This is a genomic window from Luteimonas sp. KH_071 (assembly GCF_057838005.1).
Window position 1 is genome coordinate 1991475 of sequence record NZ_CM174458.1, and the last position, 25975, is coordinate 2017449.

The window sequence follows — 25975 nt, forward strand, 5'->3', positions numbered from 1 at the left end:
TGCGCTCCGGTCATTGGCAGGCCCTGCGTAGAATCGCAGGGCCTTGCCTCGTCTGGAGTTCCGATGCGCCTGCCGATCCGTCCCGCGTCTCTCGCGCTTGCGCTGGGCGCCTGCCTGCTCACCGCATGCGCACCTGCGCCACGTGGTGAATCGAGCGATGCAAGCGCGACCGTCGAATCAACGACCCAAGCCGCAACCTTCTTCGAACGCTTCACCGACGAGTGGATGCGACGCCAGCCCTCGGCCTCGACCGCGAGCCGTTACTTCGGCGACGCCGAACAGGCGCGCATGGATCGCGAACTCACGCCGCAGACGCAGGCGTTCAGGGCTGAGACCCTCGCGCTCGCCCAGCGCGGCCTGACAGAACTGTCCGCGCTCGATCGCACGTCGATGCGCGACGTCGACCGCGTGTCCGCCGAACTGATGGACTGGCAGTTGCACAGCCTCATCGAAGGCGATCGCTTTGATGACTACGGCTTTCCGCTGCAGCAGTTCAGCGGCGCCAACGTCAATCTGCCGAATCTGATGACGGTCGTGCATCCGCTGCGCAGCGCCGCCGATGCCGACAGCTATCTCTCACGCCTCTCGCAGTTCGAGGCGCGGATGGACGAGTCCACCGCCCGCGCATCGGAACTCGCGGCGCGCGACGTGTTGCCGCCCCGCTTCATCGTCGAGGCGACCATTGCCCAGATGCGTCGCTTCATCGCCGATACGCCCGCGCGCAATCCGCTGGTGGCGACGTTCGACACGCGCCTGCAAACGGTCGAATCCATCGATGCGCCCACCCGTACGGCGCTCGTCGACAGAGCGACGGCGCTGGTGGAAAGCGGCGTGTATCCCGCGTGGTCACGCGCGATCGCGGAACTCGAACGCCAGCTGCCACGCACAACCGACGACGCCGGTCTGTGGCGTTTCCCCGACGGCGCGGAAGCTTACGCGTACCAACTGCGGCGTTTCACATCGACCGCGCTGAGCGCCGAGGAGATCCACGCGATCGGCTTGCGCGAAGTCGCGCGTATCGAAGCGGAGATGGACACCATCCTGCGTTCGATCGGCCGCACCGACGGCAGCGTCGAAGCGAGGCTCAGGCAACTCCGAATCGATCTCGCGTATCCGGATGATGACACCGGCCGCGCCGCGATCATGGCCGACATCGACACGATGATGCGCGACGCCGAACGCCGTAGCGATGCGCTGTTCGACATCCGTCCGCGCTCGGCGGTGATCGCCCAGCCCTATCCCGAATACCGCTGGGACAGCGCCGCCGCGAGCTACACCGCGCCGCCGCTCGACGGTTCACGCCCGGGCGTCTACCAGATGCCGTTGCGCAAGGACCGCCTGACCCGCTTCGGCCTGCGCACGCTGGTCTATCACGAGACCGTGCCCGGTCATCATTTCCAGGTTGCACTGTCGGTCGAAAATCCTGCGTTGCCGAAGTTCCGCCAGACCCGCGCGCTGGGCGGCATCTCCGCCTTCAGCGAAGGCTGGGCGCTGTACGCCGAGCGCCTCGCAGCCGAGGAAGGCTGGTACGAAAGCGATCCCGAAGGCCGCCTGGGCCAGCTCGATGCCGAGCTGTTCCGCGCCCGCCGCCTCGTGGTCGACACCGGCCTGCATGCGATGCGCTGGACGCGCCAGCAGGCGATCGACTACGGCATTCCCGCATCGGAAGTCGACCGCTACGTGGTCATGCCCGGCCAGGCCACGTCCTACATGATCGGCCAGCTGGAAATCGTGCGCCTGCGCGACAAGGCGCGTGAAGCGCTCGGCGATCGTTTCGATCCGCGCGCCTTCCACAACCGCGTGCTGCTGACCGGGGTCGTGCCACTGGAACTGCTGGAGCGCGAGGTGGACGACTTCATCGCGCAGGCGGCCGCGAGCGACTGAGGCCCGACGGACGCGCCCCGGCCTGCCGGGAGCGCGTCCGCAACGCTTGCTAGACTGTCCGGCCACTCGAGACGGCAGGCACGATGACTCCACGCAAGGCGGCTGGTTCCTCGTCTCCTCCTCCGCGCAGCGCCATCACGCGGCTGCTCAACGGCGTCGAGTTTCTGGGCAACCTGTTGCCACACCCGGTCACGCTGTTCGCGCTGCTCGCGCTGTCGATCGTGCTGCTGTCGGGGATTCTCGGCGCCTATGGCGTGTCGGTTCCCGATCCACGTCCCGTGGGCTCCAGCGGGCGCGCCGACGACGGGATCATCCGGGTCATCAGCCTGCTCGATGCCGAGGGGCTGCGCCGCATCGTCACCGGCCTGGTGACCAATTTCACCTCGTTCGTGCCGCTGGGCACGGTGCTAGTCGCGATGCTGGGCGTCGGCATTGCCGAGCGCTCCGGTCTGCTGACCGCTGCGATCAAGCAGCTGGTGCTCGGCGCGCCGAAGAGTCTGGTGACGGTGGTGGTGGTGTTCGCCGCGATCCTGTCCAACACGGCGTCGGAAATGGGCTACGTGGTGGTGATACCGCTGGCTGCGGCGATCTTCCACGCGCTGGGGCGTCATCCATTGGCGGGTCTGGCTGCCGCGTTCGCCGGCGTGTCGGGCGGCTACAGCGCCAACCTGCTGATCGGCACCGTCGATCCGCTGCTGGCCGGCATCACCCAGGAAGCGGCGCGGCTGATCGACCCCGCCTACGAGGTGCATGCGGCAGTCAACTGGTACTTCATGATCGCCAGCACCTTCGCCGTGACCGCGATGGGCTGGTTCGTGACCACCTACATCGTCGAACCCAAGCTGGGCGCCTTCGACCCGAAAGATCTCGATCCGGACGCCGAGCCGGTGAACATGGATCCGCTGGCCGCCCGGGAACGCCGGGCACTGATGTGGGCCGGTCTCGCGGCGCTGCTCGTCGCGGCAGGTATCGCCGCGCTGGTGGTCCCGTCGAACGGCGCGCTGCGCCTGCCGGGCATCGAGGACACGCTGGGCAGCCTGCGCCCGTTCCTGACCGGCATCGTGGTGCTGGTGGCGGTGTTCTTCGCGGTCGCCGGCATCGTCTACGGCGCGCTCACCGGTTCGATCCGCAACGATCGCGACGTCATCGACGCGATGGCGAAATCGATGGGTACGCTGAGCTTGTACATCGTGCTGGTGTTCTTCGCCGCGCAGTTCGTCGCGTTCTTCAACTGGACCCAGCTGGGCCAGGTGATGGCGGTGCTCGGCTCCAGTCTGCTGGAGTCGATCGGCCTGACCGGGCCGCTGGTGTTCCTGGCCTTCATCGCCCTGTGCGGACTGATCAACCTCTCGTTGGGCTCGGCCTCGGCGCAGTGGGCGGTGACCGCGCCGATCTTCGTGCCGATGCTGATGCTGGTGGGTTACAGCCCCGAAGTGATCCAGGCGGCCTACCGCATCGGCGATTCGGTGACCAATCTGATCACGCCGATGATGAGTTACTTCGGTCTGATCATGGCCTTCGCCGCGCGCTACAAACGCGACCTGGGCGTGGGTACGCTGATCGCGATGATGCTGCCTTATTCGATCGTGTTCTTCTTCGGCTGGACACTGTTGTTCTTCGTCTGGGTGTTCGTGCTCGGGCTGCCGGTCGGGCCGGGTGCGCCGACCTACTACACGCCGGGCTGAGCGCGGCCTTCGGCTGACGGTCTACCCCTGCGCGTGGCAGTCTGAGGCGACGACGGCCACGGCGGCCGTTTTGATCTGGAGCCCTGCTGATGACTGCGCGCGCCCGACTCATTGCACGCACCGACGGTGCCGGTTTTCGCATCGCGCTGGAAGACGAGGCCGGTCATCGGTGGTCGGCCGATGAGCCGGCGTCGCTGGGTGGCGACGATACCGGTCCGACACCCGATCATCTGCTGCTGTCGGCACTGGGCGCCTGCACCGCGATCACGTTGCGCATGTACGCCGCACGCAAGCAGTGGCCGCTGGAGGGCGTCGACGTCGCACTCGTGCTCGATCCGGATGGCAAGCCGATCGTCGGTGCCGACATCGCGCGTCGGATCACCTTGCGCGGGCCGCTCGATGCGGAGCAGCGCGAGCGTTTGTTGCAGATCGCCAATGCCTGTCCGGTGCACAAGCTGCTGACCGGCGAGGTCCGGATCGCGAGCACGCTGAACGACTGAGTCCGCATAAAAAAAAGGGCCGGAAATCCCGGCCCTTTCTTCTCGCTCAGCGATCCGCGTGGATCACCAGATGCGGACGCGATCTTCCGGTGCGATCCACAGTGCGTCCTGCGCGGTGATGTCGAACGCGTCGTACCACGCGTCGACGTTGCGCAGCGGCGCGAACGCGCGGATGTGCCCCGGCGAATGCGTGCCGTTGACCAGCTGCTGACGCAGTGCGTCGTCACGCCACAGGGTGCGCCACACCTGCGCCCAACCCATGAACAGGCGCTGCTCGCCGCTGAAGCCGTCGAGCTCCGGCGCCGGCTTGCCGTCGAGCGAACGGCGGTAGGCCTCGAGCGCGATCGTGATGCCGCCGAGGTCACCGATGTTCTCGCCCATCGCGACCTTGCCGTTGATGTGCATGCCCGGCAGCTGCGGGAACTCGTAAGCCTCGTACTGGGCGCCGAGCTTGGCCGCCTGGGCTTCGAACTTCGCCGCGTCCTCGGCCGTCCACCAGTCGCGCAGCACGCCTTCGCCGTCGGACTTGCGGCCCTGGTCGTCGAAGCCGTGGATGATCTCGTGGCCGATCACGCCGCCGATGGCGCCGTAGTTGACCGCCGGATCGGCATCGGGATCGAAGAACGGCGGCTGCAGGATCGCGGCCGGGAACACGATCTCGTTCTTGACCGAGTTGTAGTAGGCGTTGACGGTCTGCGGCGTCATGCCCCACTCGCCCTTGTCGACCTGCTGGCCGAGACGGTTGCGGCGGTAGTCCCATTCGAACGCCATCGAACGCTCGGCATTGCCGAACACGTCGCCACGCGCGACCTGCAGGCCGCTGTAGTCACGCCAAGTATCCGGATGGCCGATCTTCAGACCGAAGCCTTCCAGCTTCTTGTGCGCCTCGGCCTTGGTCTCGGCGCCCATCCAGTCGAGCTGGTCCAGACGCGCTCCCATCGCCACCTTCACGTTGGCGACCAGTTCGTCCATCTTGGCCTTGGAATCGGCCGGGAAATACAGCTGTACGTAGTCGCGGCCGATCGCCTCGCCCATCGTGTTCTCGGCGAACGACACGCCGCGCTTCCAGCGCTCCTGCTCCTCGGGCTGGCCCGACAGGAACTTGTTGCGGAATTCGAAGCGGGCATCCGAGAACGCCTTCGACAGCAACGGCGACGCGCTGTCGATGGTGCCGAACGCCTGCCAGGCCTGCAGCGTGGCGATGTCGGTCTCGCCGAAGATCGCCGCCAGCTTCGGAATGGCGGTGCTCTGGCGCACGACGGCGCGCGGCGCCTGCGGCACGCCGGCCGCGGCGAAGTACGTGGCCCACGGGAAGCCCGGCGCGGTGGTCTCGAACGCGGACAGCTCGACCGGGTTGTAGGTCTTGTCACGGTCACGGCTTTCGGCGCGCGTCCAGTGCGCTTCGGCGATCTTCGTTTCCAGCGCGAGGATGGCTTCGGCGTTCTGCTGCGGGTTCTCCCAGCCGCCGAGCTCGAGCATCTGCGCGATGTAGGCCTGGTAGCGCTCGCGCTGCGGCGCAAAGTTCTCGCGCAGGTACATTTCGCGATCGCCGAGGCCGAGGCCCGACTGGCTCATGTACAGCGTGTAGCGATCGGGATCGCGCTGGTCGTCGGACACGCCCAGGCCGAAGAAGCTGCGGCCGAAGTCGCCCTGGCTTTCGCCCATCAGGGTGGCGAGCGCCTCACGGTCGGTGGCGGCGCGGATCGCCGCCAGCTTCGGCTCGAGCGGCTTCGCGCCCAGCGATTCGATCGCCGACTCGTCCATGAAACCGGCATACAGTGCGGCGACCTTGGCCTGGTCTCCATCGGTGGCGGGATCGCCGGTCGGATACCCCTCGACCAGCTGACGCACGCGCGCCTCGGACAGATCGCGCAGCACGAGGAACGCGCCGTAGCTCGACTTGTCGGACGGAATCTCGGTGTTCTCGGCCCACTTGCCGCTGACGTAGCGGAAGAAGTCCTCGCCCGGCCGCACGCTGGTGTCCATGCCGGCGGTGTCGATGCCCCAGGTGCCCATGCGCTTGGCCGCGACCGTCGCTTCGGCGCTGCCGCCTGCGGACGTGTCGGCCTGGAACAGCGACTGCAGCTGGCACAGGTCGTCGAGGCAGGCGTGCTCGTGGTCGTGGGCAATAGCGGACGAGGCCGCCATCGTCAGCGCGACGGCGGTGGCCGCGGACAGCAGGGTCTTCTTCAAGGTCGATCTCCGGGAATTCGTTTTCGGGTCCGGGGCCGCAGTTGCACGCGAAACCGGTCACCCAGCATACCGGCCCGGGCGTGCACGCCGCCCTGACCTGGACCCAACGAATGGCACTCGCGGTAATGGAAATCGCGGGGTCGACGCGCGGATTTCACATCCGGAGAGGAATTCCCGAAGATTCAGCCGCGCGGCAGGACCCGGACGCGTTGGGTCAGGATGTGCGTCTGTCCAGGCGCCAGACGGACGATATCCGGTCCGGCGTTCGCAGCTTCCAGACACAGGAACCCGCGCCAGGCGCCGTTGTTCATGTCGCTGCTGCGTTCCGCTGACGCCTCGCCCGGGTTCCACACCACGAGCGTGCGGCTGCCCGAGGTCGTGAGCTCGATGCGCCGGTCGAGACCGGGATCGTCGAGGCTGTAGCGTCCGCCGGCACCGGCATAGATGTAGTCGCTGCGACCCGGATCACGGGTGTCGTCCAGCACCCAGTCGCCGATCTGCGTGTGCGCAGCGTAGCCATCGTTCTTGTCGAGGAAGCGCAGGCCGTCGAGGCTGTCGACGCGCACCTGCGCGACGTTCGACACGCGGAAATAGCTGTGCAGCGCCTGGGTGAACGCCACCGGCACATCGCCGGTGTTGGTGGTTTCGAGCGTCTGCTCGAGCGCGGCGCCGATGCGCAGATGCATGCGCAGGTCCAGGCCGAGGTCTGCGTAGCGCGGCGGCGCGAGCGTCAGCGACATGCTGCCGTCGGCATCGCGCGACACGTCGACGAGCTGCCAGCGGACCGTGCGGACGAACCCGTGCGACGGTACATCGTCGCCCTGCCCCTGGCGCCCGAAGAACGGCCACACCACCGGCACACCGCCGCGGATCGCGGCCGGCGCGGCGGCGAGCCGCGGCGACAGCCACAAGAGGTCTTCGCCGCCGGCCGGCACGTATGACAGCAGATGGCCGCCGTGGAGCGCGATCGCCGCGCGTGCATCCGCGGTCTCGACCAGCACCGCCGGATAGCCGGCGAACGTGCCGATCCGCACGCCGTCGACGTCCGGCGCTGTGATGTCTGTCTTCGGTGACGCGGCGGCGGACACTTGATCCGTGTAGCGCGCCGGCGTCGTGAAACGGGTTTCCGTGAAGGCTGCAGCGTCGGTCATGGCATCGGTGTCTGGCGGGGAGAGGGTCGAGCGGCCCGCCACGCACCCGGCGAGCGCGGCGATCAGGCAGGGCAGCAACAGGCGGATGGCAACGCGCATGGCAGGGCTCGTGGGAAACCGGCGCAGGGTAACGCACGACATGCGGCCAGCATCGCGGATCCGGCAACACGGTGTGCCGGAATCGATGCGTGGATGAGTGCCGTGGCGACCTAAGCTGCAGGTCCGGTCCTGCCGAGCCACCGCCATGACACTGCGCCCCGTTCTGCTGCTGAGCCTGCTGCTGTCCGCCGCCGTTCCCGCCTTCGCCGAGAACGGCGCGCCGAAGATCACCGTGCTCTACGACGCCTTCGGCGACGACGCTGCGCTGGAGAAGGACTGGGGATTCGCTGCGCTGATCGAGGTCGAGGGCCAGCGCATCCTGTTCGACACCGGCAACGATGCCGAGACGTTCCGCCGCAACGTCACGGCGAAAGGTGTGGATCTGGCGGATCTCGACATGGTGGTGATGTCGCATCGCCATGCCGACCACATGGCGGGTCTGTCGGTCGTGCTCGAAGCCAATCCGGACGTCGCCATCCACGCGCCGCAGGAGGGTTTCGGCATCTACGGCTCGTCGCTGCCGTCGAGCTTCTACCGCAAGGACGACTCCCTGCCGGCGCGCATGCGCTACTTCGACGGCACGCCGCCCGAGACCCTGAATTTCGGCAGCGCCTGGTCCGGCGCGAAGCTGCAGCCGATTGCGCAGACCACTGAAATCGCGCCGGGCGTCTGGGCGATCGCGACCGTCTCAGACGTACCCGGCACGCGCGAACTGCGCGAGCTGTCGCTGGCCGTGCGCACGCCGCAAGGCCTGTTGCTGGTCGTCGGCTGCTCGCATCCGGGGCTGCCGGTGATCGTCGCCGAGGCGGCGAGGCTCGACCCCGACATCCACCTCGTGATCGGCGGGTTCCACTACGTCAATGCCGATGACGCGGCGATTGCCGGCGTCGTCGAAGCGCTGGCCCCCTACGACATCGACTTCATCGCACCCGGCCATTGCACCGGCGAGGCCACGTTCGCGGCGCTGCAGCGGGCCTATGGCGATCGCTATCTCTACGCGGGTCTGGGTGCCACGCTGGTGCTCGACAGCGCCGCGGGCCCGGACCGTCCACGCGGCGCGGCGGCGGTGTTCGACGATGCGGCGCGGACCGCCTATCGCGCCCTCGCGCTGCGCGGCGACCACGTGCACGACCACAGCGCCGGACGCTGAGGCGGCAACGTCACTCACCCGAGGCCCACGGCGCCTGCGCGAGCTTGCGGGCGAGATGGTCGACCAGCGCCTGCACGCGCGCCGGTCGTCCGCGGCCGGGCGGCATGACCACATGCACCGCGATCTCCGGCGGCTGCCAGCCGGGCAGCGCGACCTCGAGCGCGCCACGGCGCAGTTCGCGCCACACCAGAAACTCCGGCTGCAGCGCGAGCCCGGCGCCGGCCAGCAGCGCCGGCGTCAGCGCCTCGGCATTGTTGGCCCGCAGCACCGACGGCACGCCCACGGAGTAATCGCCATGCCGCGCATGGTGGAAACGCCAGGCGGCGCCGGAGCGTGCATAGGCGTAGGTCAGGCCGCGATGCGCGCCCAGATCGCGTGGATGTTTCGGCCGCCCCACGCGATCGAAGTACGCCGGTGCGCCGACCAGCAGGATGCGCACGCCGCACAGCCGGCGCGCGACGAGGCTGGAATCTTCCAGCGTGCCGATACGCAGCGCGAGATCGAAGCCGCCGCCGACGATGTCGACGGTCTCGTCGCTGAGCGCGAGTTCCAGCGTCACGTCCGGGAATTTCGTCATGAAAGCCGGCAGCAGCGGTGCCACATGGGCGACACCGAACGACATCGGCGCGGCCATGCGCACGTGTCCACGCGGGCTGACGGCCTGCGCGGTCACGGACGCCTCGACCGCTTCGCCCTCGGCCAACAAGCGACTTGCACGTTCCACAGCCGCTTCTCCGGCCGCGGTCAAGGTCATCCGACGCGAAGTGCGGTGCAGCAACGGCGTGCCGATGCGTTTCTCCAGCCGTGCGATGGCTTTCGAGACCGTCGGCTGGGTGATGCCCAGCGCCTCGGCCGTCGCCGCGAACGAGCCGAATTCCGCGACGCGCGCGAAGATCGCCCAGGCTTCGAGATCGGGAAGCTGCATGACAACGAAAATGGAATGAATGGTGTTCCATTCTTTCCGTTCCCAGCATGATGCGCAAGGCGTAACGTGGCGCCATTCCCGACACGCACTGGAGATCGACATGATCGAACGCCGCCCCTTCGATACCCTCGGCGCCGCGAACCACGGCTGGCTCGACGCGCACCACCACTTTTCGTTCGCGAGCTACCACGAGCCGGCGCGCATGGGCTGGGGCGCGTTGCGGGTGTGGAACGACGATCTGATCGCGCCGCGCACCGGCTTTCCGCCGCATCCGCATTCGGACATGGAGATCATCACCTATGTCCGCGAAGGAGCGATCAGCCACAAGGACAACCTCGGCAATGCCGGCCGCACCGGCGCAGGCGACGTGCAGGTGATGAGTGCCGGCACCGGCATCCAGCACGCCGAATACAACATGGAAGACGAGCAGACCCGCATCTTCCAGATCTGGATCATTCCCGATGCACGCGGCGGCGCGCCGGCCTGGGGCACCAAGCCGTTTCCGAAGGATGCGCGCAGTGGTGACTTCATCGCGCTCGCCAGCGGCTTCGACGGCGACGACGATGCCCTGCCGATCCGCGCCGCCGCGCGCGTGCTCGGTGCGACACTCAAGGCTGGCGACACCGCCGAGTACGCGTTCGCCGATGGACGTCTCGGTTATCTGGTGCCGGCATCGGGCGCAGTCGAGATCAACGGCACGCGCATCGAGGCGCGCGATGGCGCGGCCATCCGCGACGAAACGGTGATCCGCGTGACGGCGATCGAAGACGCGGAGCTGGTGCTGGTCGATACCGCGCCGTAAGCGCGTCATCCGGTCTCACCGTGTCGCGTGTGCTGTGCGACGCCCTCGCCCACCGATGCTGCATCCGCAGCATCGGCGGTTCTGTATGCGCGTGATTTCACAGGGCGCAAACTTAATTCCGTGACTGCATGCCCCGAACGGCATATCGGCGCGGCGAGGTTTTGACAGCGTTGTCAATCGACGGCAGCGTCGGTACCGGTCCAGCGCAGGGGGTGGGCCACAACCCATCACGCAAGGAGCCCACATGGATCGCACGTCCCTCATCGCCCTTCCGATTGCCGCCTGCGTCGGCCTCGCCGCACTCGCCCTGCCCGCTTCCGTGCAGGCGCAGGCACCGGTCTGGGAAGAGAATTTCAACGGCAGTTCGATCGACGGCAACACCTGGACCTACGACGTCGGCACCGGCTGCCAGATCGGCATCTGCGGCTGGGGCAACAGCGAGCTGCAGTACTACACCAGCCGTCCGGAGAACGCGCGCGTCGAGAACGGCAATCTCGTCATCGAAGCGCGTCGCGAGAATTTCGAGGGCAGCCCCTTCACCTCGGCGCGCCTGAAGACCGAAGGCCGTGTGCACTTCAAGTACGGCACGCTGGAGGCGCGCATCAAGACGCCGGAAGCCGGCAACGGCCTCTGGCCGGCGTACTGGATGCTCGGCGCGATCGGCGTGTGGCCCGACCGGGGCGAGATCGACATCATGGAGATCGGCCACGTCGACGGCATCGCGGCCGGCATGGCGAACCGCCGGGTCGGCGGCGCGGTGCACTGGAACTACGGCGGCGGCCATGCCAGTCACGGCGATTTCGCGGATTTCCCGACGGATCTGCATGACGACTACCGCACCTACCGCATGACCTGGGATCCGGAATTCATCCGCGTCACGGTGGACGGCCTGCAGTACTTCGAGATGGCGATCTCCGACATCGAAGGCGCCTCGCTGCACGAATTCCACCAGCCGCATTTCCTGCTGCTCAATCTCGCGGTCGGCGGCACCTACACCGGCATTTCGGATCCGAACGGCATCACCGCGCCACTGCCCGGCCGGATGCTCGTCGACTGGATCCGGCTCTACCAGGACCATCCCGACAGCGAGCTGCAGATCGGCGGCGACAGTGCCGTGCCGGCGGGTCGCTTCGGTGTCTACTCCGAACAGGGCAGCCTGGCCGGCGCGCTGGATTTCGGCAGCGACGCGGACCTGTTCGTCTGGAACAATCTCGCGCCGATCAGCGCCGCGCCATTCGAAGGCAACGAGGCGATGGCGTTCCGCGCGAGCGCCGGGCAATGGTTCGGTCTGGGCATCCTGACCGAATACCGGAACATGAGCGCCTACGCAGGTGGTTCCTTGAAGTTCCATATGCGCACGACGACGTCGTCGACGTTCAAGATCGGCATCAACACCTCGTTCGGTGACAGCTGGGTCGACTTCGCTGCAGGCGGGGCGAACTACGGTCTCGTCCGCGACGGGCAGTGGCACGAGGTCACGATCCCCTTCAGTGCCTTCTACAATCTGGACCTGCATGCGGTGAAACAGATGTTCATGGTCGTCGCCGACCCGCCGGCGCAGGACGTCGAATTGTTCATCGACAACGTCTACTACCAGAGCCCGTGAGTCGCCCGGCCGGGCGCGGTACGCCGCGCCCGGCTTAGAACACCGACAGACCCGTCAGCCGGGTGAAGCGATGCAAGGCGTAGCCGCCGAGCAGTGAATTGCCCTTCTCGTCGAGCGCCGGCGACCAGACGCACAGGTTCAGCACGTGCGGCACCACCGCGACGATGCCGCCGCCGACGCCGCTCTTGGCCGGCAGGCCCACATGGAACGCGAATTCGCCGGCAGCGTCGTAGGTGCCGCAGGTCATCATCACCGCGTTGGTGCGCCGGGCGCGCTCGATGCTGGTCACCTGCTCGCCCGATGACGGGCATCTGCCGCGGTCGGCGAGAAACTGCAGGCTGCGCGCGAGATCGATGCAGTTCATCTTCAAGGCGCACTGGAAGTAGTAGAAATCCAGCACCGCCTGCACGTCGTTCTTGATGTTGCCGAAGCTGCGGATGAAATTGGCCAGAGCCACGTTGCGGTAGCCGCTCTTGCGCTCCGACTCCCAGATCTCGTCGTCGCGGCCGATCTCCGCATTGCCCGAGCGCTCGCGCATGAACTGCAGCAGCGCGGCCTCCGGATCGTCGTAGTGCGACAGGATCACGTCGGCGACGACGATCGCGCCGGCATTGATGAAGGGATTACGCGGGATGCCGCTCTCGTGCTCGAGCTGGATCAACGAATTGAACGGGTCGCCCGACGGCTCGCGGCCGACCCGCTTCCACAGGTCGTCGCCGGCCTTGTCGAGCGCAAGCGTCAGCGTATGCACCTTGGAGATGCTCTGGATCGAAAACGGCGCATGTGCTTCCCCGACGGTGTGGATGTCGCCATCGAGCGTCGCGACCGCCATGCCGAAGGTGTCGGGCGACACCGACGCCAGTGCGGGGATGTAGTCGGCAACCTTGCCCTTGTGCTCGCCGAAGCGTTCGCGGACTTCGGCGTGGATCGTTCGCAGGATCTCCGGAATGTCGTGGCGCCCAAGGTCATGCGGGTTCTGCGGAGGGCTGCGCATGTCGACTCGGCTTGAAATACGGGCGTGCAGCATGGCGATGCGGGTGTGACCGTGCGGTCACAGTCGCGCACCTCAGTCGGCTCACCACTCCGCTTCAAGCCTGCGGAACGTTGCCGGCAACGTGATGCCCTTCGCGTCGTAGTCGTGGGCTTCGACACCGTCGATGCGCACGAGTTGTGGCCGTGTGCGCTGCGGCCATGCGAGATGCACCGTGCTGCCTGCGCGCAATCCGTCGCCGAGTTCGATATCGAGTCGGCCGGCATCGCCACGCGCCTGCAGGGTCAGCGGTCCGTAGGCCGTCGGCAATGCATCGAGGCGCAGGCCTTCACCCGCCAACCAGTCGGTCGGCGTGCCGGGCAACAGCTGCAGCACGGTGTCCTCTTCGCGCATCAACATGCCGAACACCGCCCGCGCGTACTCCGCCCCGATCCAGGTGTGCGGCATGTCACCGAGATAGCGCGGGAACCGCAGCCGCGAATGCACCACCTCGCCCCAGACATGCCAGGGCTGTGGACGCCGGTCTTCGAACATGCGCGAGAGCATCTCCCAGGCCGCCTCCGGCTGGTCGAGGTGCACGAAGGTCAGCACATTGCGCAGTTCGTAGGGCGAATACGCATACAGCGCATCGGGTCCAGCATTGCGCCGGAAATCGGCGAGATAGCGATCGAACGTCGTGCGCAGCGCATCGGCCGGCAGCAGGTCCTGCTGACCGGTGGGGTCGAGTGCGATCGAGACGCTGGTCGGATCGTTGCCGCCCAGATCGGCGGCCGCCGGCACGGTGTCCTGACCACTCCATGCCATGGTCGCGCGGATCGATGCGGCCACATCGGTGCGCAGCGCGTCGTATTGCGCGCGCGCCCAGGCGGCGGTCTGCGCATCGCCCAGCTGCTCGGCGAGCCATGCGCCGTCGTGCCAGCCCTTGAGCGCCCAGTAGTCGTCCCAGTAGCTGTGTGTCGGACTGGAATAGCCCTCGTGGCTGATCGACGGCGCGATGATGCCGCGAAAGCGCGCCGGCGCCGGCGCATCGGCCATGTAACCGGGCACCAGCGTGCGTTCGCGCAGGGTCTGCAGGAAGCGCATCGCCGACGTCACCTGCGGCAGGTAGTCGCGCACGGTCTCGGGACCGCCGTCGAGGCGGGCGACATCGGCCACCAGCGCGATGTACTGGCCCTGCGCGTCGAACTCGATATCCGAGCCGTAGCCGGTGAACAGCGTGCCGTCGTCGTTGATGATCGGCGAGACCAGCCCCGATTCGCGCACCGCGTGATCGGTGTACCAGCGCAGGAAATCGCGGGCCACCTCGGCCTGCCCCATGCGCAGCAGCACGGCGGCTGTGGCGGCGCCGTCGCGGATGAAGGAGCGGTCGTAGTTGCGCGGTCCCGGCTGCATCGCCTGACCGGTGCGGTTGATCAGCATATACGCCGCCTGCGTGCGCAGCGCATCGATCATCTCGGTATCGGGCAAGGCGATGTGCACGTCGCCCAAGCGTGCGCGCCAGTCGTCGGCGACGCGCACGGCCAGTGCATCGAAGCTCGCGTCGGGTGTCGCCGCGACGCGTAGCGATGCCGGCACCAGCGCGGGCGCTTCCGGCAGCGGGCCGTCGTTGCGGTCCGTGCGCGTGATGCCCAGCGGAAACGCAATCACGACGGATTCGCTCGCACCGGGCGCGAGGCGCATGCGATAGCCGAGCAGCGAGGCAGCCAGGCCGGCATCGTCATGCGCGGACATGGCGTCAGGCGCGGTACCGGCCGCGGCATGCGGGGTGAGTTCCGTCGCCCCGTCTTCGCCGAACGGCGCCGCGCCCTGATGGGTCGGCGGCGTCAGCGATGTCAGCAGCGTGCGGTCGTTGACGCGGACTGCAGTGCCGAGCGGATCAGGTGCAATGGCGATATCGCGTATCGGCGACAGCCCACCGTTCTGCCACGGCGGATTCATCTGCATCGGTCGCACCAGCAGCGACAGCGTGCCGTCGACCGCGGTAGCGCCGCGATTCGTTACGCGATGCCGCAGCAACGTGACCGGCTGGCCGTCGAGCGTGGTGGTGAAGGTCTCGCTGCGCACCGCGATGTCCGGTGTCGCGGTCCACTCGACCGCCGGCATCGGCATCCAGCGCTCGCGCAGTGTGTGCACCGGCGTACCGCCCGCTGCGCTGGCCGCGCCGCGCGCATCGCGCCAGATGGCCTGGACCAGCGGCGCGCCCTTCCAGGCTTCGAGGTTGCCCCACTCGTCGAAGATCGATTTCTGCAGGCCACCGTGTACACCGACGACCGTCCAGTAGGTCTGCTGCATGCGCAACGACGGTGGAAACAGCGCAGCGGTTCCACGCGCGGCGGCGGCCTGGTAGGCGCGCATCGGTGTCATCACCTCGCCAGGACCGAGCAGGCGCAGTCGCGCGACGGCCGGGGGCGCGCCATCGCCGGCGGAGACGCGAACGCGGAGCGCACGCGCATCCAGCGCCACCGCACTGGCGAGCGTGGACATCCCGCCGTCGCCCGGAAACGGATCGCGCGCCACGACCTGCCACTCGCCCGCGGCATCGCGTGCCTCCAGCGTCGCGCCACTGCGCGTACCGGCCCATTCGACGCGCACACCGGCAGTGGGCTGCGGCGAGGCGAACGACAGTGAGACGATGCCGGCATTGCCGTTCATTGCGACCGGTACCGGGGCGCCGTCCTTGCGCCAGACGCGCGCATTGTCGGGATCGTCCAGGCCGGCGATCCGTGCGGCTTCGGCGACCGGCAGCGGTTCGAATTCGAAGACAGAGACGCCCCAGTCGGACGTTTTCGGCAGCGCCGCCAGCCGCAGCCAGCGCGCACGCACCGGCGCGAAGAACAGGGTTTCGACCCCGCCCAGCGAATCCGGCTGCACGTGCACGTCGCGCCAGTCACCTTCATGCTCGGCGGCCTGCAGCACGAAGCCTTCGGGATTGGCGAGATCCCATCGGATCCGCACGCCGCCGATGTCGCTCGCCCGGCCCAGATCCACCTGGAACCAGTGGCCGGCGCTGAATGCGCCGCCGGTCTTGGTCGCGAAATCACCGTCGATCAGATGCTCGATCGCCTCGGCCTGGACCTGCGTCGACGAGCTCGTCGCCGTCCACGCCGCACGCGGCGGCAAGCCCTCCTGCGCATGTGCCGACACGCCGACCAGCGCATACACCAATCCACACAGCCACCGCACCCGGTTTCGCATCGTCGCTCCGCGCTGTATCCGCACGCCCTCCCCAGGGTCGCGACGCCGGCACATGGGCCGTCGCGACCGGAGCGTAACCGTTTTCAGTCGCTATTTGCACAGCCCTGCCGGAGGGTCGAGGCACCGGATGAGCGTGTCACCAACAGCGTTGCACGGCGCGCTGCGCGCGCGCCCGGGGACATGGTCTTGACCCCGGATGCGCGAGTCTTGGCCATGGCGCGCGTCGCGCTGCAATCGCATACAGGACATCCACCACATGGGCATGCTGATCGAGGGACGCTGGGAATCCGATGACGACAAGCTCGTCGGGGACGACGGTGCGCTGAAACGGCCCGATTCGGTGTTCCGCAACTGGATCACGCCCGACGGCACGCCCGGCCCGACCGGACAAGGCGGATTTGCCGCCGAACCCGGCCGCTATCACCTCTATGTGGCGCGCGCCTGTCCGTGGGCGCATCGCGCGACGCTGTTCCGCGAGCTCAAGGGGTTGCAGCCGATGATCGGCCTGTCCGTCACCCACTGGCTGATGGCCGACGACGGCTGGACCTTCGCCACCGGCCCCGGTGTGATCGCAGATCCCCTGTACGGCGCCGAGACCGTCTGGCAACTCTACGTGCGCGCCGATCCCCACTACACCGGTCGCGTGACCGTGCCGGTGCTGTGGGACACGCAACGCGAAACCATCGTCAGCAACGAATCCGCCGACATCATCCGCATGTTCAACAGCGCGTTCGACGGCGTCGGCGCCACCCCCGGCGACTACGCACCGGCGGCGCTGCTCGGCGAGATCGATGCGCTCAACGACCGCATCTACGACGGACTCAACAACGGCGTCTACAAGGCCGGCTTCGCGACCAGCCAATCCGCCTACGACGCGGCGGTGCGGGGCGTGTTCGACACCCTCGACTGGCTGGAATCGCATCTGTCCGGACGCACCTGGCTGTGCGGCGACGTGCAGACCGAGGCCGACTGGCGGCTGTTCACCACCCTGCTCCGCTTCGACGCGGTCTACCACGGGCATTTCAAGTGCAATCTGCGGCAGCTCCGCGACTACCCCGGACTGCTGGCCTATACCCAGCGGCTGTATGCCGAACCCGCAGTCGCGCCGACGGTGGACTTCGATCACATCCGTCGTCACTACTACCAGAGCCATCGCCAGATCAATCCGACCGGCATCGTGCCGGCGGGTCCTGAGCCGGTATTTCCCGCCGCGTCCTGAGCCGGGCGCGCCCGCAGGTTCAGGCCACCGCCGGCACTTCATAGAATTCCAGCGGCAAGCCGTCGGGATCGGCGAAGAACACGAAGCGTCGTCCGGTGTAGGGATCGACGCGCACCGGTTCCAGCGCCACGCCGTGCGCGTTCAAGCGCGAACACGCGGCCTCGATGCCGTCGACGGCGAACGCAAGATGGCGCAGGCCGCGGGCCTCTGGCCAGGACGGCCGCGGCGGTGCGTCGGGAAACGAGAAGAGCTCCACCTGGCCGCCATCCGGCAGCGCGAGATCGAGCTTCCACGATCGCCGTTCCTCGCGGTAATGCTCGGCCAGCACCTGCAGGCCGAGCGTCTCGACATAGAACGCCTTGGAGACCGCGTAATCGCTGCAGATCACCGCGACGTGGTGGATGCCGCGCAGCATCGTCAGGCAGGTGCCTTGAGCGTGCGTGCGAACAGCGCCAGCATCTTCGACCAGGCGTCCTTGGCAGCGGCTTCGTCATAGCGCGGCGTGGTGTCGTTGTTGAAGCCGTGTTCGGTATCGGCAGGCTGGTGCAGCGCGAATGTCTTGCCGGCTGCCTGCAACGCGGCTTCATAGTCCGGCCATTGCGCGTTGACGCGCGCATCGTTGGACGCCAGTACCACCAGGAGTTCGGCCGCGATCTTCGGCACGTCCTCCAGCGGCGCCGCCGGTCCGTAGAACGGTACGGCTGCGCGCAGCGTCGGCAGCTGCGTCGCCAGCCAGTTGGCCATGCCGCCGCCGTAGCAGAAGCCGACCACGCCGAGGCGGCCATTGCCGCCGTCGATCGCCTGCAACCAGCCCGCGGCAGCCAGGAAGTCCTGCTGCGCCTTGTCCTGATCGAGCGTGGCGAACAGGGCGCGCGCGGCGTCTTCTTCGCCCGGGTAGCCGCCCTTGGCAAACAGCGCATCCGGTGCGAATGCGATGTAGCCCTCGAGCGCGATGCGGCGTGCGACATCCTCGATATGTGGGTTGAGTCCGCGGTTCTCGTGGACCACCAGGACCAGCGGCAGCGGACCGTCCGCTCCGGCCGGGCGCGCGAGATAGCCGCGGCCGCGGCCGTTCCCTCTGGGCGCGTCGAATTCGACGTGGCGCGTCTGCAGGCGCGCGTCGTCCGGTGCGATCTGCTGCGCCCGCGCGAACTGCGGACTCAGTGCGGCGAGCAGACCCGCCGCGCCTGCGGCGCCGGCGATGCGTCCCGCGCGGCTGAGGAATCCGCGGCGATCGATCGCCCCGTGCACATAGTCGTCGAACAGGGCGAGCACATCGGGATCGAAGTCGCGTGCGGTCTGTTTTGGCGGTGTGGCCATGGCGTGCTCCAGCGGTCGGGTTGGCCCTGGATGGTAATCGCCGCGCGTGTCGCAAGGCGTGCGACCGCCGTGACGCTGCGCTGCACCGCAACAAAACTTCAATACATCCTCGCTAGCCTCCGGCCCCGGTCGCACGTCGGCCCATCGCGTCGGGTGCAAGCGCACCGCGCGCGCTCGTCCATTCGTCTCCAAGGGGAACACCTGGCATGAAGTCCTTCCACCCGGCGCGCCGCGCGTCCGGGCCGCGCCCGCGCTGCCTGAGCCGCAGCATCCGTTTCCTTCTCGTCGGCGGCATGGCCGCCATGCCGACGCTCGCCCTCGCGCAGGACGCGCCGGCAGCCGACGACATCCGGGCACTGGACGCCGTCTCGGTCACCGGCAGCTACAGCCGCAGCCTCGAGCAGGCCGTCGACCTGAAGCGCGACAACGTGGGCTTCTCCGATTCCATCGTGGCCACCGACGTCGCCGATTTCCCCGAACAGAACCTCGCCGAGGCGCTGCAGCGCATGCCCGGCGTGACCATCGAGCGCAACAAGGGCCTGGGCTCGCGCGTCAACGTGCGCGGTCTGCCGTCCGATTACACCCACGTGTCGATCAACGATCTCGCCACGGCCTCGGGCAGCGGCGGCCGCGAGGTCGAGTTCGACATCTTCGCGTCCGAGATCATCCAGCAGGTCACAGTGCAGAAATCGCCGACCGCGGCCGACGAGGAAGGCGGCATCGCCGGCTCGGTGAAGATCTCCACCGCGCGTCCGTTCGACTACAGCACGCGCCAGCTGGTCGGTTCGGTCGAGGGCGCGCACAACTCGATCTCCGAAGAGATCGATCCCAAGCTCTCCTTCCTCGCTGCCGACACCTGGGGTAACTGGGGCGCGCTGGTGTCGTTCTCGACCGCCAAGCGCACCAATCGCACCGACGCGACCTCGGGCATCAACTTCCGTCCGATGTCGCGCTTCCTCGGCGCTTCCGGCGTGCGCGGCGAGCAGGCAGAAGCGGTGATCGAGCGCGACACAGGCCGCGAGATCGGCAACCGCAACGACACTGCCGAATCCAACCTGATCGTGTTCCAGGACAAGGTCGGCGACCGCGTCTTCCTCAACGAGCAGGACAAGTGGGGCGCGACGGGTTCGCTGCAGTTCAAGCCCGGCAACGATTTCAGCCTGACCTTCGACGCACTGGTCGGCGGCTACGATTCCAACGAGGACGAGTACGACGCGGCGGCGTATTCCGCTTCCAGCCGCAGCACGCTGGAAACGATCCACGAATACGACGACACCACGCTGGCCCAGCACGGCATCCTGGTGCTGCGCGACGTGTCGTACACCGCCACCCAGCACGAATTCCTGAGCAAGGAGCGGCGCAACGAGACCGATTTCCGCCAGTACAGCGCGGCGCTCGACTGGCGCGGCGACACCTGGACCATCGATGCGCTGCTCGGCTACTCCGGCGCGAAGAAGTCGCTGGACTACGCGAACCTCAAGCACGTCGCCTACGCGCCGTCGCGCACGCGCTGGAACGGCAACAGCGGTGAGACCATCCCGAGCGCGTCGTCGAACGGATTCGACATGTACAACTCGCCGGAACGCTATCTCTTCGAGGCCTACGAGACCACGCTCGAGCGGATCACCGACGACAAATACGCCGCCCAGGTCAACATCGCCAAGACGTTCGATCTTGCGTTCCTGCCGGCGCTGCGCAGCGTGCAGTTCGGCGCACGCCACACCGACAAGTCGAAAGCGCGCGAATACGGCGAAGCCAAGATCGGCGGGCCGTCGGCCGGCGACAACAGCTGGGTCAATACGCGCACGCTGGCCGACAGCCAGCTGCGGCCGATCGGCGACATCGTGCCCGGCGGCGCCTACACCGCGCGCGATCTCGACTGGCAGATGGCCTCCAACGCCTATGCGCGCGACACGTTCCGGTATGCGGGTTTTTCCACGCCGTTCGACGACGCCCAGTACTACCGTGTCGACGAGCGGGCCACGGCGCTGTACCTGATGACGGACGTCGCGTTCGATCTGGGCCCCGTACCGGTCGACATCAATGCGGGCGTGCGTTATGTCGATACCTCGGTGACGTCGTTCGGCTATCACCCGGTGCAGAACCCCGACGGCAGCACCGGCTACACCGACACGCCGATCTCGATGGACGGCAGCTACAGCGACGTGTTGCCGAGTGTCAACCTCACCGCCGAACTGCGCGACGGCCTGCTGCTGCGCGCCGCGGCGTCGCAGACGCTGATCCGCCCGGCGATGACCGACATCGCCTACAAGCGCACCGCGAGCTGGAGCTCCTATCGCTTCACCGACGGCAACCCGGCGCTGAAGCCGACCTATGCCGACCAGTGGGAAGTGGGTCTGGAGCAGTACCTCGACAATGGCGGCCTGCTGGCGGCGTCTTACTTCCGCAAGAAGATCGACGGCGTGGTGATCAACGCGCTGACCGGCGTGGTCGAGGATGTGCCGGTCTACAACGCCAACGGCACGCTCAACGGCATCTACGACTTCGACGTCTACCAGCCCGTCAACGCGGCGGGCGCGTACGAGGTCGACGGCGTCGAGCTCATCGCGCAGCTGCCGCTGACGATGCTGCATCCGGCGCTGGAAGGCTTCGGCATCAACGCCAACTACACGATGCTCGAAAGCTCGCTGGCCGGCGAATCCGATCTCGGCATCCAGACGTCGATGCCGGGCCTGGCGGAGAAGACCTGGAACCTCACCGCGTACTACGAGAACGACCGCTTCGACGCCCGCGTGTCCTACAACCACAAGAGCGAATACGTGGAATCGATCGGCTACAACATGTATCCGATCTACCGCGATGCCTACGGCCAGCTCGACGTGTCGATCGGTGTGCGTCTGGCCCAGAACCTCAAGCTGAGCCTCAAGGGCATCAATCTGACCGACGAGGCGACGACCGGCTACACCATGGACCCGTCGTTCCCGACGATGTACGAGCTGTCGGGCCGCCGGATCTCGCTGGGACTCCGCGCGGATTTCTGATTCGCTGGACGTATGCGCGGCACGAAAAAAATGGCCACCGCTCGCGGTGGCCTTTCTTTTTTTGCTTATTGCTCTTGAAACAAGTCCGGTTGATGCAGGAGGCGTGGAGGATCAGTCGAACCGGGCCGCATGGGAATCTGTTCCCTTCCCCCGCCGCGGGGAAGGTCTACGAAGCGCGGGGTGCTTTTTCAGACTGGGCGGCCTGGTGCCGCCTGCCTGCTCGCCTTCGGTACACCCGGAGTCGCACGACCGACACCGTCCATCCACTCCGACGCTCAGCGATGGGCCAGGGCGTAGTCCAATGCCGAGACGATCGAGGCGACCTGCGCGGCGTTGCATTCGGCCGGGGTGGTGCGGGGGCTGTCGGGATAGACCTCGGTCGTGGTCACGTAGCGCGCGCCGGTGATGCCGGCGCACAGGCCGAGCTCGGCGACCGGATACTCGATGACGCCGTGGGCGACGACGGGGGAGCCGATCATCTGGCCGTCGGCATCGGCCGGCGCGATATGCGTCACCTGCTCCACCGCGGCGATTACCGCCTGCTGGAATCCAGGCTGCGGGCGTTCGCTGTCGTCGACCAGATAGAAACCGTCGGGAATGCCACCCGGCTCGAACGCCACGCCATCGCGCGCGGCGAGCGCGGGCCGGAACTCGGATTCGTCGGTGTCGGTGGTTTCGTGCAGATCCACATGGACCAGCACCCGGCCGCGCAACGGGGCGAGCAGCGCGACCAGCGCCGCAGATTCCCGGGCCGGGCTGCCCGCGCGGAACGACCGGTTCGGATCGATCGCATCGATGTTCCAGCGCTGCACATGTTCGTAGCCCCAGGGACTGACGCAGGGCACGACCAGCAGATTGATCCGCCCGGCGTACCCGGCAGCGGACTGTTCGACGAATTCCAGCGCGCCGACGATGCCGCTAGTCTCGTAGCCGTGCACGCCGCCGGTGACCACGCCGACGGGCAGATCCCGGCTCCAGTCGCGACTGCGGATCGCGAGCAGCGGATAGCGGCGGCCGCCGGCTTCGAGCGTGTCGTAGGTTTCGATGTCGAAGCGATCGCGCAAGGCCTCGACGCGTGTCACGACATCGTCGGCGTGGCTGCGATGCCGGACATGACTTGCCCGCCACTGCGCGCGTTCGGCATCGCCCCAGGGCTGGCCGGGCGTGCCGATCGGATAGGACGTGGTCTGCTGCATGGCGTACTCCGGCGTTTGAAAAATCGCCGGCACTCTAGCACCGCATCGGCTCTGGTCCGATCAGAGCGGCGCGGGTCGCCCGTACAGATAGCCCTGCCCGTACTGGCAGCCGAGCTCGTCGAGCATGTCGCGCTGTGCCTGGGTTTCCACGCCTTCGGCAATCGTGTCGATGCCGAGCGTGCCGGCAAGCGCGAGGATCGCGCGGACCAGGGCCAGACTCTCGGCGTGCAGGTCGCTGCCCAGACCCTGTACGAAGCTCTGGTCGATCTTCAGCGCCTGGATCGGGAAGCGATGCAGATACGACAGCGCCGAGAAACCGGTGCCGAAATCGTCCAGCAGCGCCAGCACGCCCCGCTCGCGCAGCAGGCTGAGCATGCGCAGCGCTCGCGGCGCATCGTCGAGCAACGCGACTTCGGTGATCTCGATGCGCAGGCGCGACGGATCGGCGCCGGCCCCGTCCACCAGCAGCATCAGTCGCTCGACGAAATCGTCGGAGCGGAAATGGCGCGGCGAGACGTTGATCGACACATAGCCGGGCGCGTCCAGCGTCGCCATCATGCCGATGACCTTGCGGTACATCAGCCAGTCGACCTGTTCGATCAGGCCGCTGTCCTCGCCTACGCCGATGAAGTCGGCAGGCGGCAGGATGCCGTGGAGTTCGTGGCGCCAGCGCAGCAACGCCTCATGGCCGATCACCGCACCGTCGGACAGGCGCACGATCGGCTGGAAGAACGGCTCGAACGCATCCTGCAGGATCGCGCGACGCAGATCGGCCTCGAGATCCAGCAGGCGCGTGGCCTCGGCGCGCATGGCCTCGTCGAAGCGTTCGCTGCGATCACGGCCGCAGGCCTTGGCGCGATACATCGCCGCGTCCGCATCCCGCAGCAGACCGTCGCCATCGGCGCCGGGATGCGACATCGCGATGCCGATGCTGCCCGATGGATACAGCTCGCGTCCGGCGACCCACATCGGCCGTGCCAGCGTCGCCAGCAATGCCGCTGCCATCGTGTCGGCAACGCATGCGTCATCGACCCCGCCGAGCACCAGCGCGAATTCGTCGCCGCCGAGACGCGCGGCCATGTCCTGCGGCCCGAGCAGCGCGGAGATCCGCTGCGCGATCTCGACCAGCATCGCGTCGCCAGCCGCGTGGCCGACGCTGTCGTTGACGAGCTTGAAGCGGTCGAGGTCGAGGAACAGCACCGCGAATGGTTCCTGCCGGCTTTCGGAGGACGCGAGCGCGGCATTGAGGCGTTCGAGCAGCTGCACGCGATTGGGCAGCCCGGTCAACGGATCGTGCCGCGCCTGGTGCACCAGGCGCTGCTGCGCACGCACACGCTCGCCGATCTGCGCACGCAGTTCGCGGTTCGCCTCCTCCAGCTCACGCGTGCGGGCATCGACGCGGAACTCGAGTTCGGTGTGGGCGGCTTTGAGCGCTTCCTGCGCGCGCTTGCGCTCCAGTGCGCTGTCGATGTGGTGCGCGACGAAGGTCAGCAGGGCCTGGTCGCTGTGCGTGAACGCGATTTCCGGATCGTAGCTCTGCACCGCGATGGCACCGACCGGGCGACCATCCCGGCTCAACGGCACGCCCAGCCAGCACTGCGCCTGGGTACCGCGACTCTGCAGTTCGCCGCTGGCTTCCAGCAGCGCAATGCCCTCACGTCGTGCGAGCAGCGGCTCGCCGCTGTCGATCACGTATTCGGTGAGGCCGTTGGCCCGATCGCGCGGACGACGCGCGGCGTCCCGTTCGTCGACCGAATACGGAAACTCGATGCGCTGCCCGTCAGGGCTCAGCATCGCGATGTAGAAGTTGCGGGCGTACAGCAGCTCGCCGACGATCGCATGCAGGTCTGCATAGAAGCGCTCGACGCTGCCGGCAGCGACCGACAGTTCGCTGATGCGGTACAGCGCACGCTGCAGACGCTCGGCGCGCGCGCGTTCGGCGATCTGCGCCTGCAGGCCGAAGTTCGCCTCCTGCAATTCCTGGGTGCGCGAGTCCACCCGCCGCTCCAGCTCCGCATGCGCCTGCTTGCGGTCGAGCGCGGTGAGGATGTGCTGGGCGACGAATTCCAGCAGCGCCCGGTCATCCTGGCTGTAGCGGTCGGGCCGGTCGTAGCTCTGCACGACGATCGCGCCACAGACCCGGCCGTCGCGACGCAGCGGAACCCCCAGCCAATCGGCGCTGTCGGGCCCGTGCAGCAGGTTGCCGTCGTCGACACCATGCGTCCGTCGCAGCTGCGCCGACGGGCCCAGCATCGGCTGCCCGGCACGCAACAGCGCGATCGTCAGGCTGTTGGGCATCTCGCTGACATGCAGTTCCTGCTCGGGATCGGCGGTCCAGGGATCGTGCGCATCGACGAAATACAGGAACCGCAGTGTCTCGCTGAGGTCGTCATAGAGCACGATGTAGAAATTCTCGGCGGTCATCAGCGTGCCGACGACGGCGTGGATCCGCGCCAGCACCTCACCCATCTCCAAGGCGGAACCGGCAAGGTCGGCGATCTCGTACAGCGCCTGCTGCAGCCGTTCCGAGCGCTGCAGCGTCGCGACGATGTGCTCGGTGATCAGCGCTTCGAGCCCGCTGCGCATGGCGTCGGCGGCCAGTCGCGCCCACGCGTCGCGCAGCGCTTGGTCGGCAGCCGCATCGAAGGCGACCGCGATGCGCACGTCGCCTCGGACTGCGTGCTGCACGCCGATACCGGGGGCCATCACGCCTGGATCGTCGAGCGCAGCTGTTGCGATCTCACGCAGCACGCTGCCCGCGTCATCCGCATGGATCACCCCGCGGCCGCTCAAGGTGCACCGCCAAGCCATCGCGATCGCCAGGCCGGTCGGCGCGGTGGCCAGGATCTCGCGCGCACGCGTCGCCGCATCGACAGGCGGGGGGCGGGGAAAGTCGATGGCGTGGCGGCGGTCGGGCACGGGGCGTTGGCGGATCCTGGCTGACGCGAGCATAACCAAATCGTCACATCGACCCGCAACTTGACCCCATCGTCGCCCTCGGGACGTTCGCGTTTCCATGCACGCGACCGTCTCACCAGCGCTTCCTGGCCGACTGGC

General features: G+C 67.6%; 17 protein-coding genes. 8 read left to right on the forward strand and 9 right to left on the reverse strand.

Annotation, left to right across the window (positions count from 1 at the left end; genetic code table 11):
- Positions 1-63: 63 nt before the first annotated feature.
- The 3 genes from AC3IRM_RS09370 (at position 64) to AC3IRM_RS09380 (ending at position 4069) form a co-directional block, all read left to right on the forward strand.
- Entirely contained in the window at positions 64-1884 is a 1821-nt protein-coding gene (locus tag AC3IRM_RS09370; RefSeq protein WP_489202910.1) for a DUF885 domain-containing protein, read from the forward strand.
- Between the two features lie 83 nt (positions 1885-1967).
- On the forward strand, positions 1968-3569 hold the full coding sequence (locus AC3IRM_RS09375; protein WP_489202911.1) for an AbgT family transporter: 1602 nt from the start codon (positions 1968-1970) through the stop codon (positions 3567-3569).
- A gap of 89 nt (positions 3570-3658) precedes the next feature.
- Entirely contained in the window at positions 3659-4069 is a 411-nt protein-coding gene (locus AC3IRM_RS09380; RefSeq protein ID WP_489202912.1) for an OsmC family protein, read from the forward strand.
- Between the two features lie 63 nt (positions 4070-4132).
- On the opposite strand, the gene AC3IRM_RS09385 is transcribed toward AC3IRM_RS09380, so the two are convergent.
- Both AC3IRM_RS09385 and AC3IRM_RS09390 read right to left on the reverse strand, forming a co-directional pair.
- Positions 4133-6262, reverse strand: a complete 2130-nt coding sequence (locus AC3IRM_RS09385; RefSeq protein WP_489202913.1) for a M13 family metallopeptidase — start codon at positions 6260-6262, stop codon at positions 4133-4135.
- A 182-nt stretch (positions 6263-6444) separates the two neighbouring features.
- Positions 6445-7512, reverse strand: a complete 1068-nt coding sequence (locus AC3IRM_RS09390; RefSeq protein WP_489202914.1) for a D-hexose-6-phosphate mutarotase — start codon at positions 7510-7512, stop codon at positions 6445-6447.
- Between the two features lie 145 nt (positions 7513-7657).
- On the opposite strand from AC3IRM_RS09390, the gene AC3IRM_RS09395 reads away from it, so the two are divergent.
- On the forward strand, positions 7658-8662 hold the full coding sequence (locus tag AC3IRM_RS09395) for an MBL fold metallo-hydrolase (RefSeq protein ID WP_489202915.1): 1005 nt from the start codon (positions 7658-7660) through the stop codon (positions 8660-8662).
- A 10-nt stretch (positions 8663-8672) separates the two neighbouring features.
- Here the strand turns inward: AC3IRM_RS09395 and AC3IRM_RS09400 are convergent, their stop codons facing one another.
- Complete coding sequence (locus AC3IRM_RS09400) at positions 8673-9689, reverse strand: LysR family transcriptional regulator (protein ID WP_489202916.1); 1017 nt, start codon at positions 9687-9689, stop codon at positions 8673-8675.
- Here AC3IRM_RS09400 and AC3IRM_RS09405 point away from each other — a divergent pair.
- Positions 9688-10389 carry a pirin family protein gene (locus AC3IRM_RS09405; RefSeq protein WP_489202917.1) on the forward strand — a complete coding sequence of 234 codons (702 nt, stop codon included), beginning with the start codon at positions 9688-9690 and terminating at the stop codon, positions 10387-10389. The genes AC3IRM_RS09400 and AC3IRM_RS09405 overlap by 2 nt on opposite strands.
- A 244-nt stretch (positions 10390-10633) precedes the next feature.
- Positions 10634-11995, forward strand: coding sequence for a glycoside hydrolase family 16 protein (locus AC3IRM_RS09410; RefSeq protein WP_489202918.1), 1362 nt, complete (start codon positions 10634-10636; stop codon positions 11993-11995).
- A gap of 34 nt (positions 11996-12029) precedes the next feature.
- On the opposite strand, the gene AC3IRM_RS09415 is transcribed toward AC3IRM_RS09410, so the two are convergent.
- Positions 12030-12989 (reverse strand): glutaminase, encoded by a 960-nt coding sequence (locus AC3IRM_RS09415; RefSeq protein WP_489202919.1) that lies wholly within the window; start codon positions 12987-12989, stop codon positions 12030-12032.
- 81 nt (positions 12990-13070) lie between these two features.
- Positions 13071-16181 carry a discoidin domain-containing protein gene (locus AC3IRM_RS09420; RefSeq protein WP_489202920.1) on the reverse strand — a complete coding sequence of 1037 codons (3111 nt, stop codon included), beginning with the start codon at positions 16179-16181 and terminating at the stop codon, positions 13071-13073.
- 256 nt (positions 16182-16437) lie between these two features.
- Between AC3IRM_RS09420 and AC3IRM_RS09425 the strand changes: the two genes are divergently transcribed.
- Positions 16438-17400 (forward strand): glutathione S-transferase family protein, encoded by a 963-nt coding sequence (locus AC3IRM_RS09425; RefSeq protein ID WP_489202921.1) that lies wholly within the window; start codon positions 16438-16440, stop codon positions 17398-17400.
- 19 nt (positions 17401-17419) lie between these two features.
- Here AC3IRM_RS09425 and gloA2 read toward each other — a convergent pair whose 3' ends face one another.
- Both gloA2 and AC3IRM_RS09435 read right to left on the reverse strand, forming a co-directional pair.
- Positions 17420-17815 (reverse strand): SMU1112c/YaeR family gloxylase I-like metalloprotein, encoded by a 396-nt coding sequence (gene gloA2 / locus AC3IRM_RS09430; protein WP_489202922.1) that lies wholly within the window; start codon positions 17813-17815, stop codon positions 17420-17422.
- Between the two features lie 2 nt (positions 17816-17817).
- Positions 17818-18720 carry a dienelactone hydrolase family protein gene (locus AC3IRM_RS09435; RefSeq protein WP_489202923.1) on the reverse strand — a complete coding sequence of 301 codons (903 nt, stop codon included), beginning with the start codon at positions 18718-18720 and terminating at the stop codon, positions 17818-17820.
- A gap of 206 nt (positions 18721-18926) precedes the next feature.
- Between AC3IRM_RS09435 and AC3IRM_RS09440 the strand changes: the two genes are divergently transcribed.
- Complete coding sequence (locus AC3IRM_RS09440) at positions 18927-21722, forward strand: TonB-dependent receptor (RefSeq protein WP_489202924.1); 2796 nt, start codon at positions 18927-18929, stop codon at positions 21720-21722.
- A gap of 275 nt (positions 21723-21997) precedes the next feature.
- On the opposite strand, the gene AC3IRM_RS09445 is transcribed toward AC3IRM_RS09440, so the two are convergent.
- On the reverse strand, positions 21998-22918 hold the full coding sequence (locus AC3IRM_RS09445) for a M14 family metallopeptidase (RefSeq protein ID WP_489202925.1): 921 nt from the start codon (positions 22916-22918) through the stop codon (positions 21998-22000).
- Positions 22919-22978: 60 nt separating this feature from the next.
- The gene (locus tag AC3IRM_RS09450) at positions 22979-25729 is read right to left on the reverse strand and encodes an EAL domain-containing protein (protein ID WP_489205890.1); all 2751 of its coding nucleotides are present in this window, start codon (positions 25727-25729) and stop codon (positions 22979-22981) included.
- Between the last annotated feature and the right edge of the window lie 246 nt (positions 25730-25975).

Excerpts from the sequence above, each read along its gene's own strand:
- AC3IRM_RS09370 (WP_489202910.1), top strand. The coding sequence starts at position 64 with ATGCGCCTGCCGATCCGTCCCGCGTCTCTCGCGCTTGCGCTGGGCGCC.
- AC3IRM_RS09375 (WP_489202911.1), top strand. The coding sequence starts at position 1,968 with ATGACTCCACGCAAGGCGGCTGGTTCCTCGTCTCCTCCTCCGCGCAGC.
- AC3IRM_RS09380 (WP_489202912.1), top strand. The coding sequence starts at position 3,659 with ATGACTGCGCGCGCCCGACTCATTGCACGCACCGACGGTGCCGGTTTT.
- AC3IRM_RS09390 (WP_489202914.1), bottom strand. The coding sequence starts at position 7,512 with ATGCGCGTTGCCATCCGCCTGTTGCTGCCCTGCCTGATCGCCGCGCTC.
- AC3IRM_RS09395 (WP_489202915.1), top strand. The coding sequence starts at position 7,658 with ATGACACTGCGCCCCGTTCTGCTGCTGAGCCTGCTGCTGTCCGCCGCC.
- AC3IRM_RS09405 (WP_489202917.1), top strand. The coding sequence starts at position 9,688 with ATGATCGAACGCCGCCCCTTCGATACCCTCGGCGCCGCGAACCACGGC.
- AC3IRM_RS09400 (WP_489202916.1), bottom strand. The coding sequence starts at position 9,689 with ATGTCGATCTCCAGTGCGTGTCGGGAATGGCGCCACGTTACGCCTTGC.
- AC3IRM_RS09410 (WP_489202918.1), top strand. The coding sequence starts at position 10,634 with ATGGATCGCACGTCCCTCATCGCCCTTCCGATTGCCGCCTGCGTCGGC.
- AC3IRM_RS09415 (WP_489202919.1), bottom strand. The coding sequence starts at position 12,989 with ATGCGCAGCCCTCCGCAGAACCCGCATGACCTTGGGCGCCACGACATT.
- AC3IRM_RS09420 (WP_489202920.1), bottom strand. The coding sequence starts at position 16,181 with ATGCGAAACCGGGTGCGGTGGCTGTGTGGATTGGTGTATGCGCTGGTC.
- AC3IRM_RS09425 (WP_489202921.1), top strand. The coding sequence starts at position 16,438 with ATGGGCATGCTGATCGAGGGACGCTGGGAATCCGATGACGACAAGCTC.
- gloA2 (WP_489202922.1), bottom strand. The coding sequence starts at position 17,815 with ATGCTGCGCGGCATCCACCACGTCGCGGTGATCTGCAGCGATTACGCG.
- AC3IRM_RS09435 (WP_489202923.1), bottom strand. The coding sequence starts at position 18,720 with ATGGCCACACCGCCAAAACAGACCGCACGCGACTTCGATCCCGATGTG.
- AC3IRM_RS09440 (WP_489202924.1), top strand. The coding sequence starts at position 18,927 with ATGAAGTCCTTCCACCCGGCGCGCCGCGCGTCCGGGCCGCGCCCGCGC.
- AC3IRM_RS09445 (WP_489202925.1), bottom strand. The coding sequence starts at position 22,918 with ATGCAGCAGACCACGTCCTATCCGATCGGCACGCCCGGCCAGCCCTGG.
- AC3IRM_RS09450 (WP_489205890.1), bottom strand. The coding sequence starts at position 25,729 with ATGGCTTGGCGGTGCACCTTGAGCGGCCGCGGGGTGATCCATGCGGAT.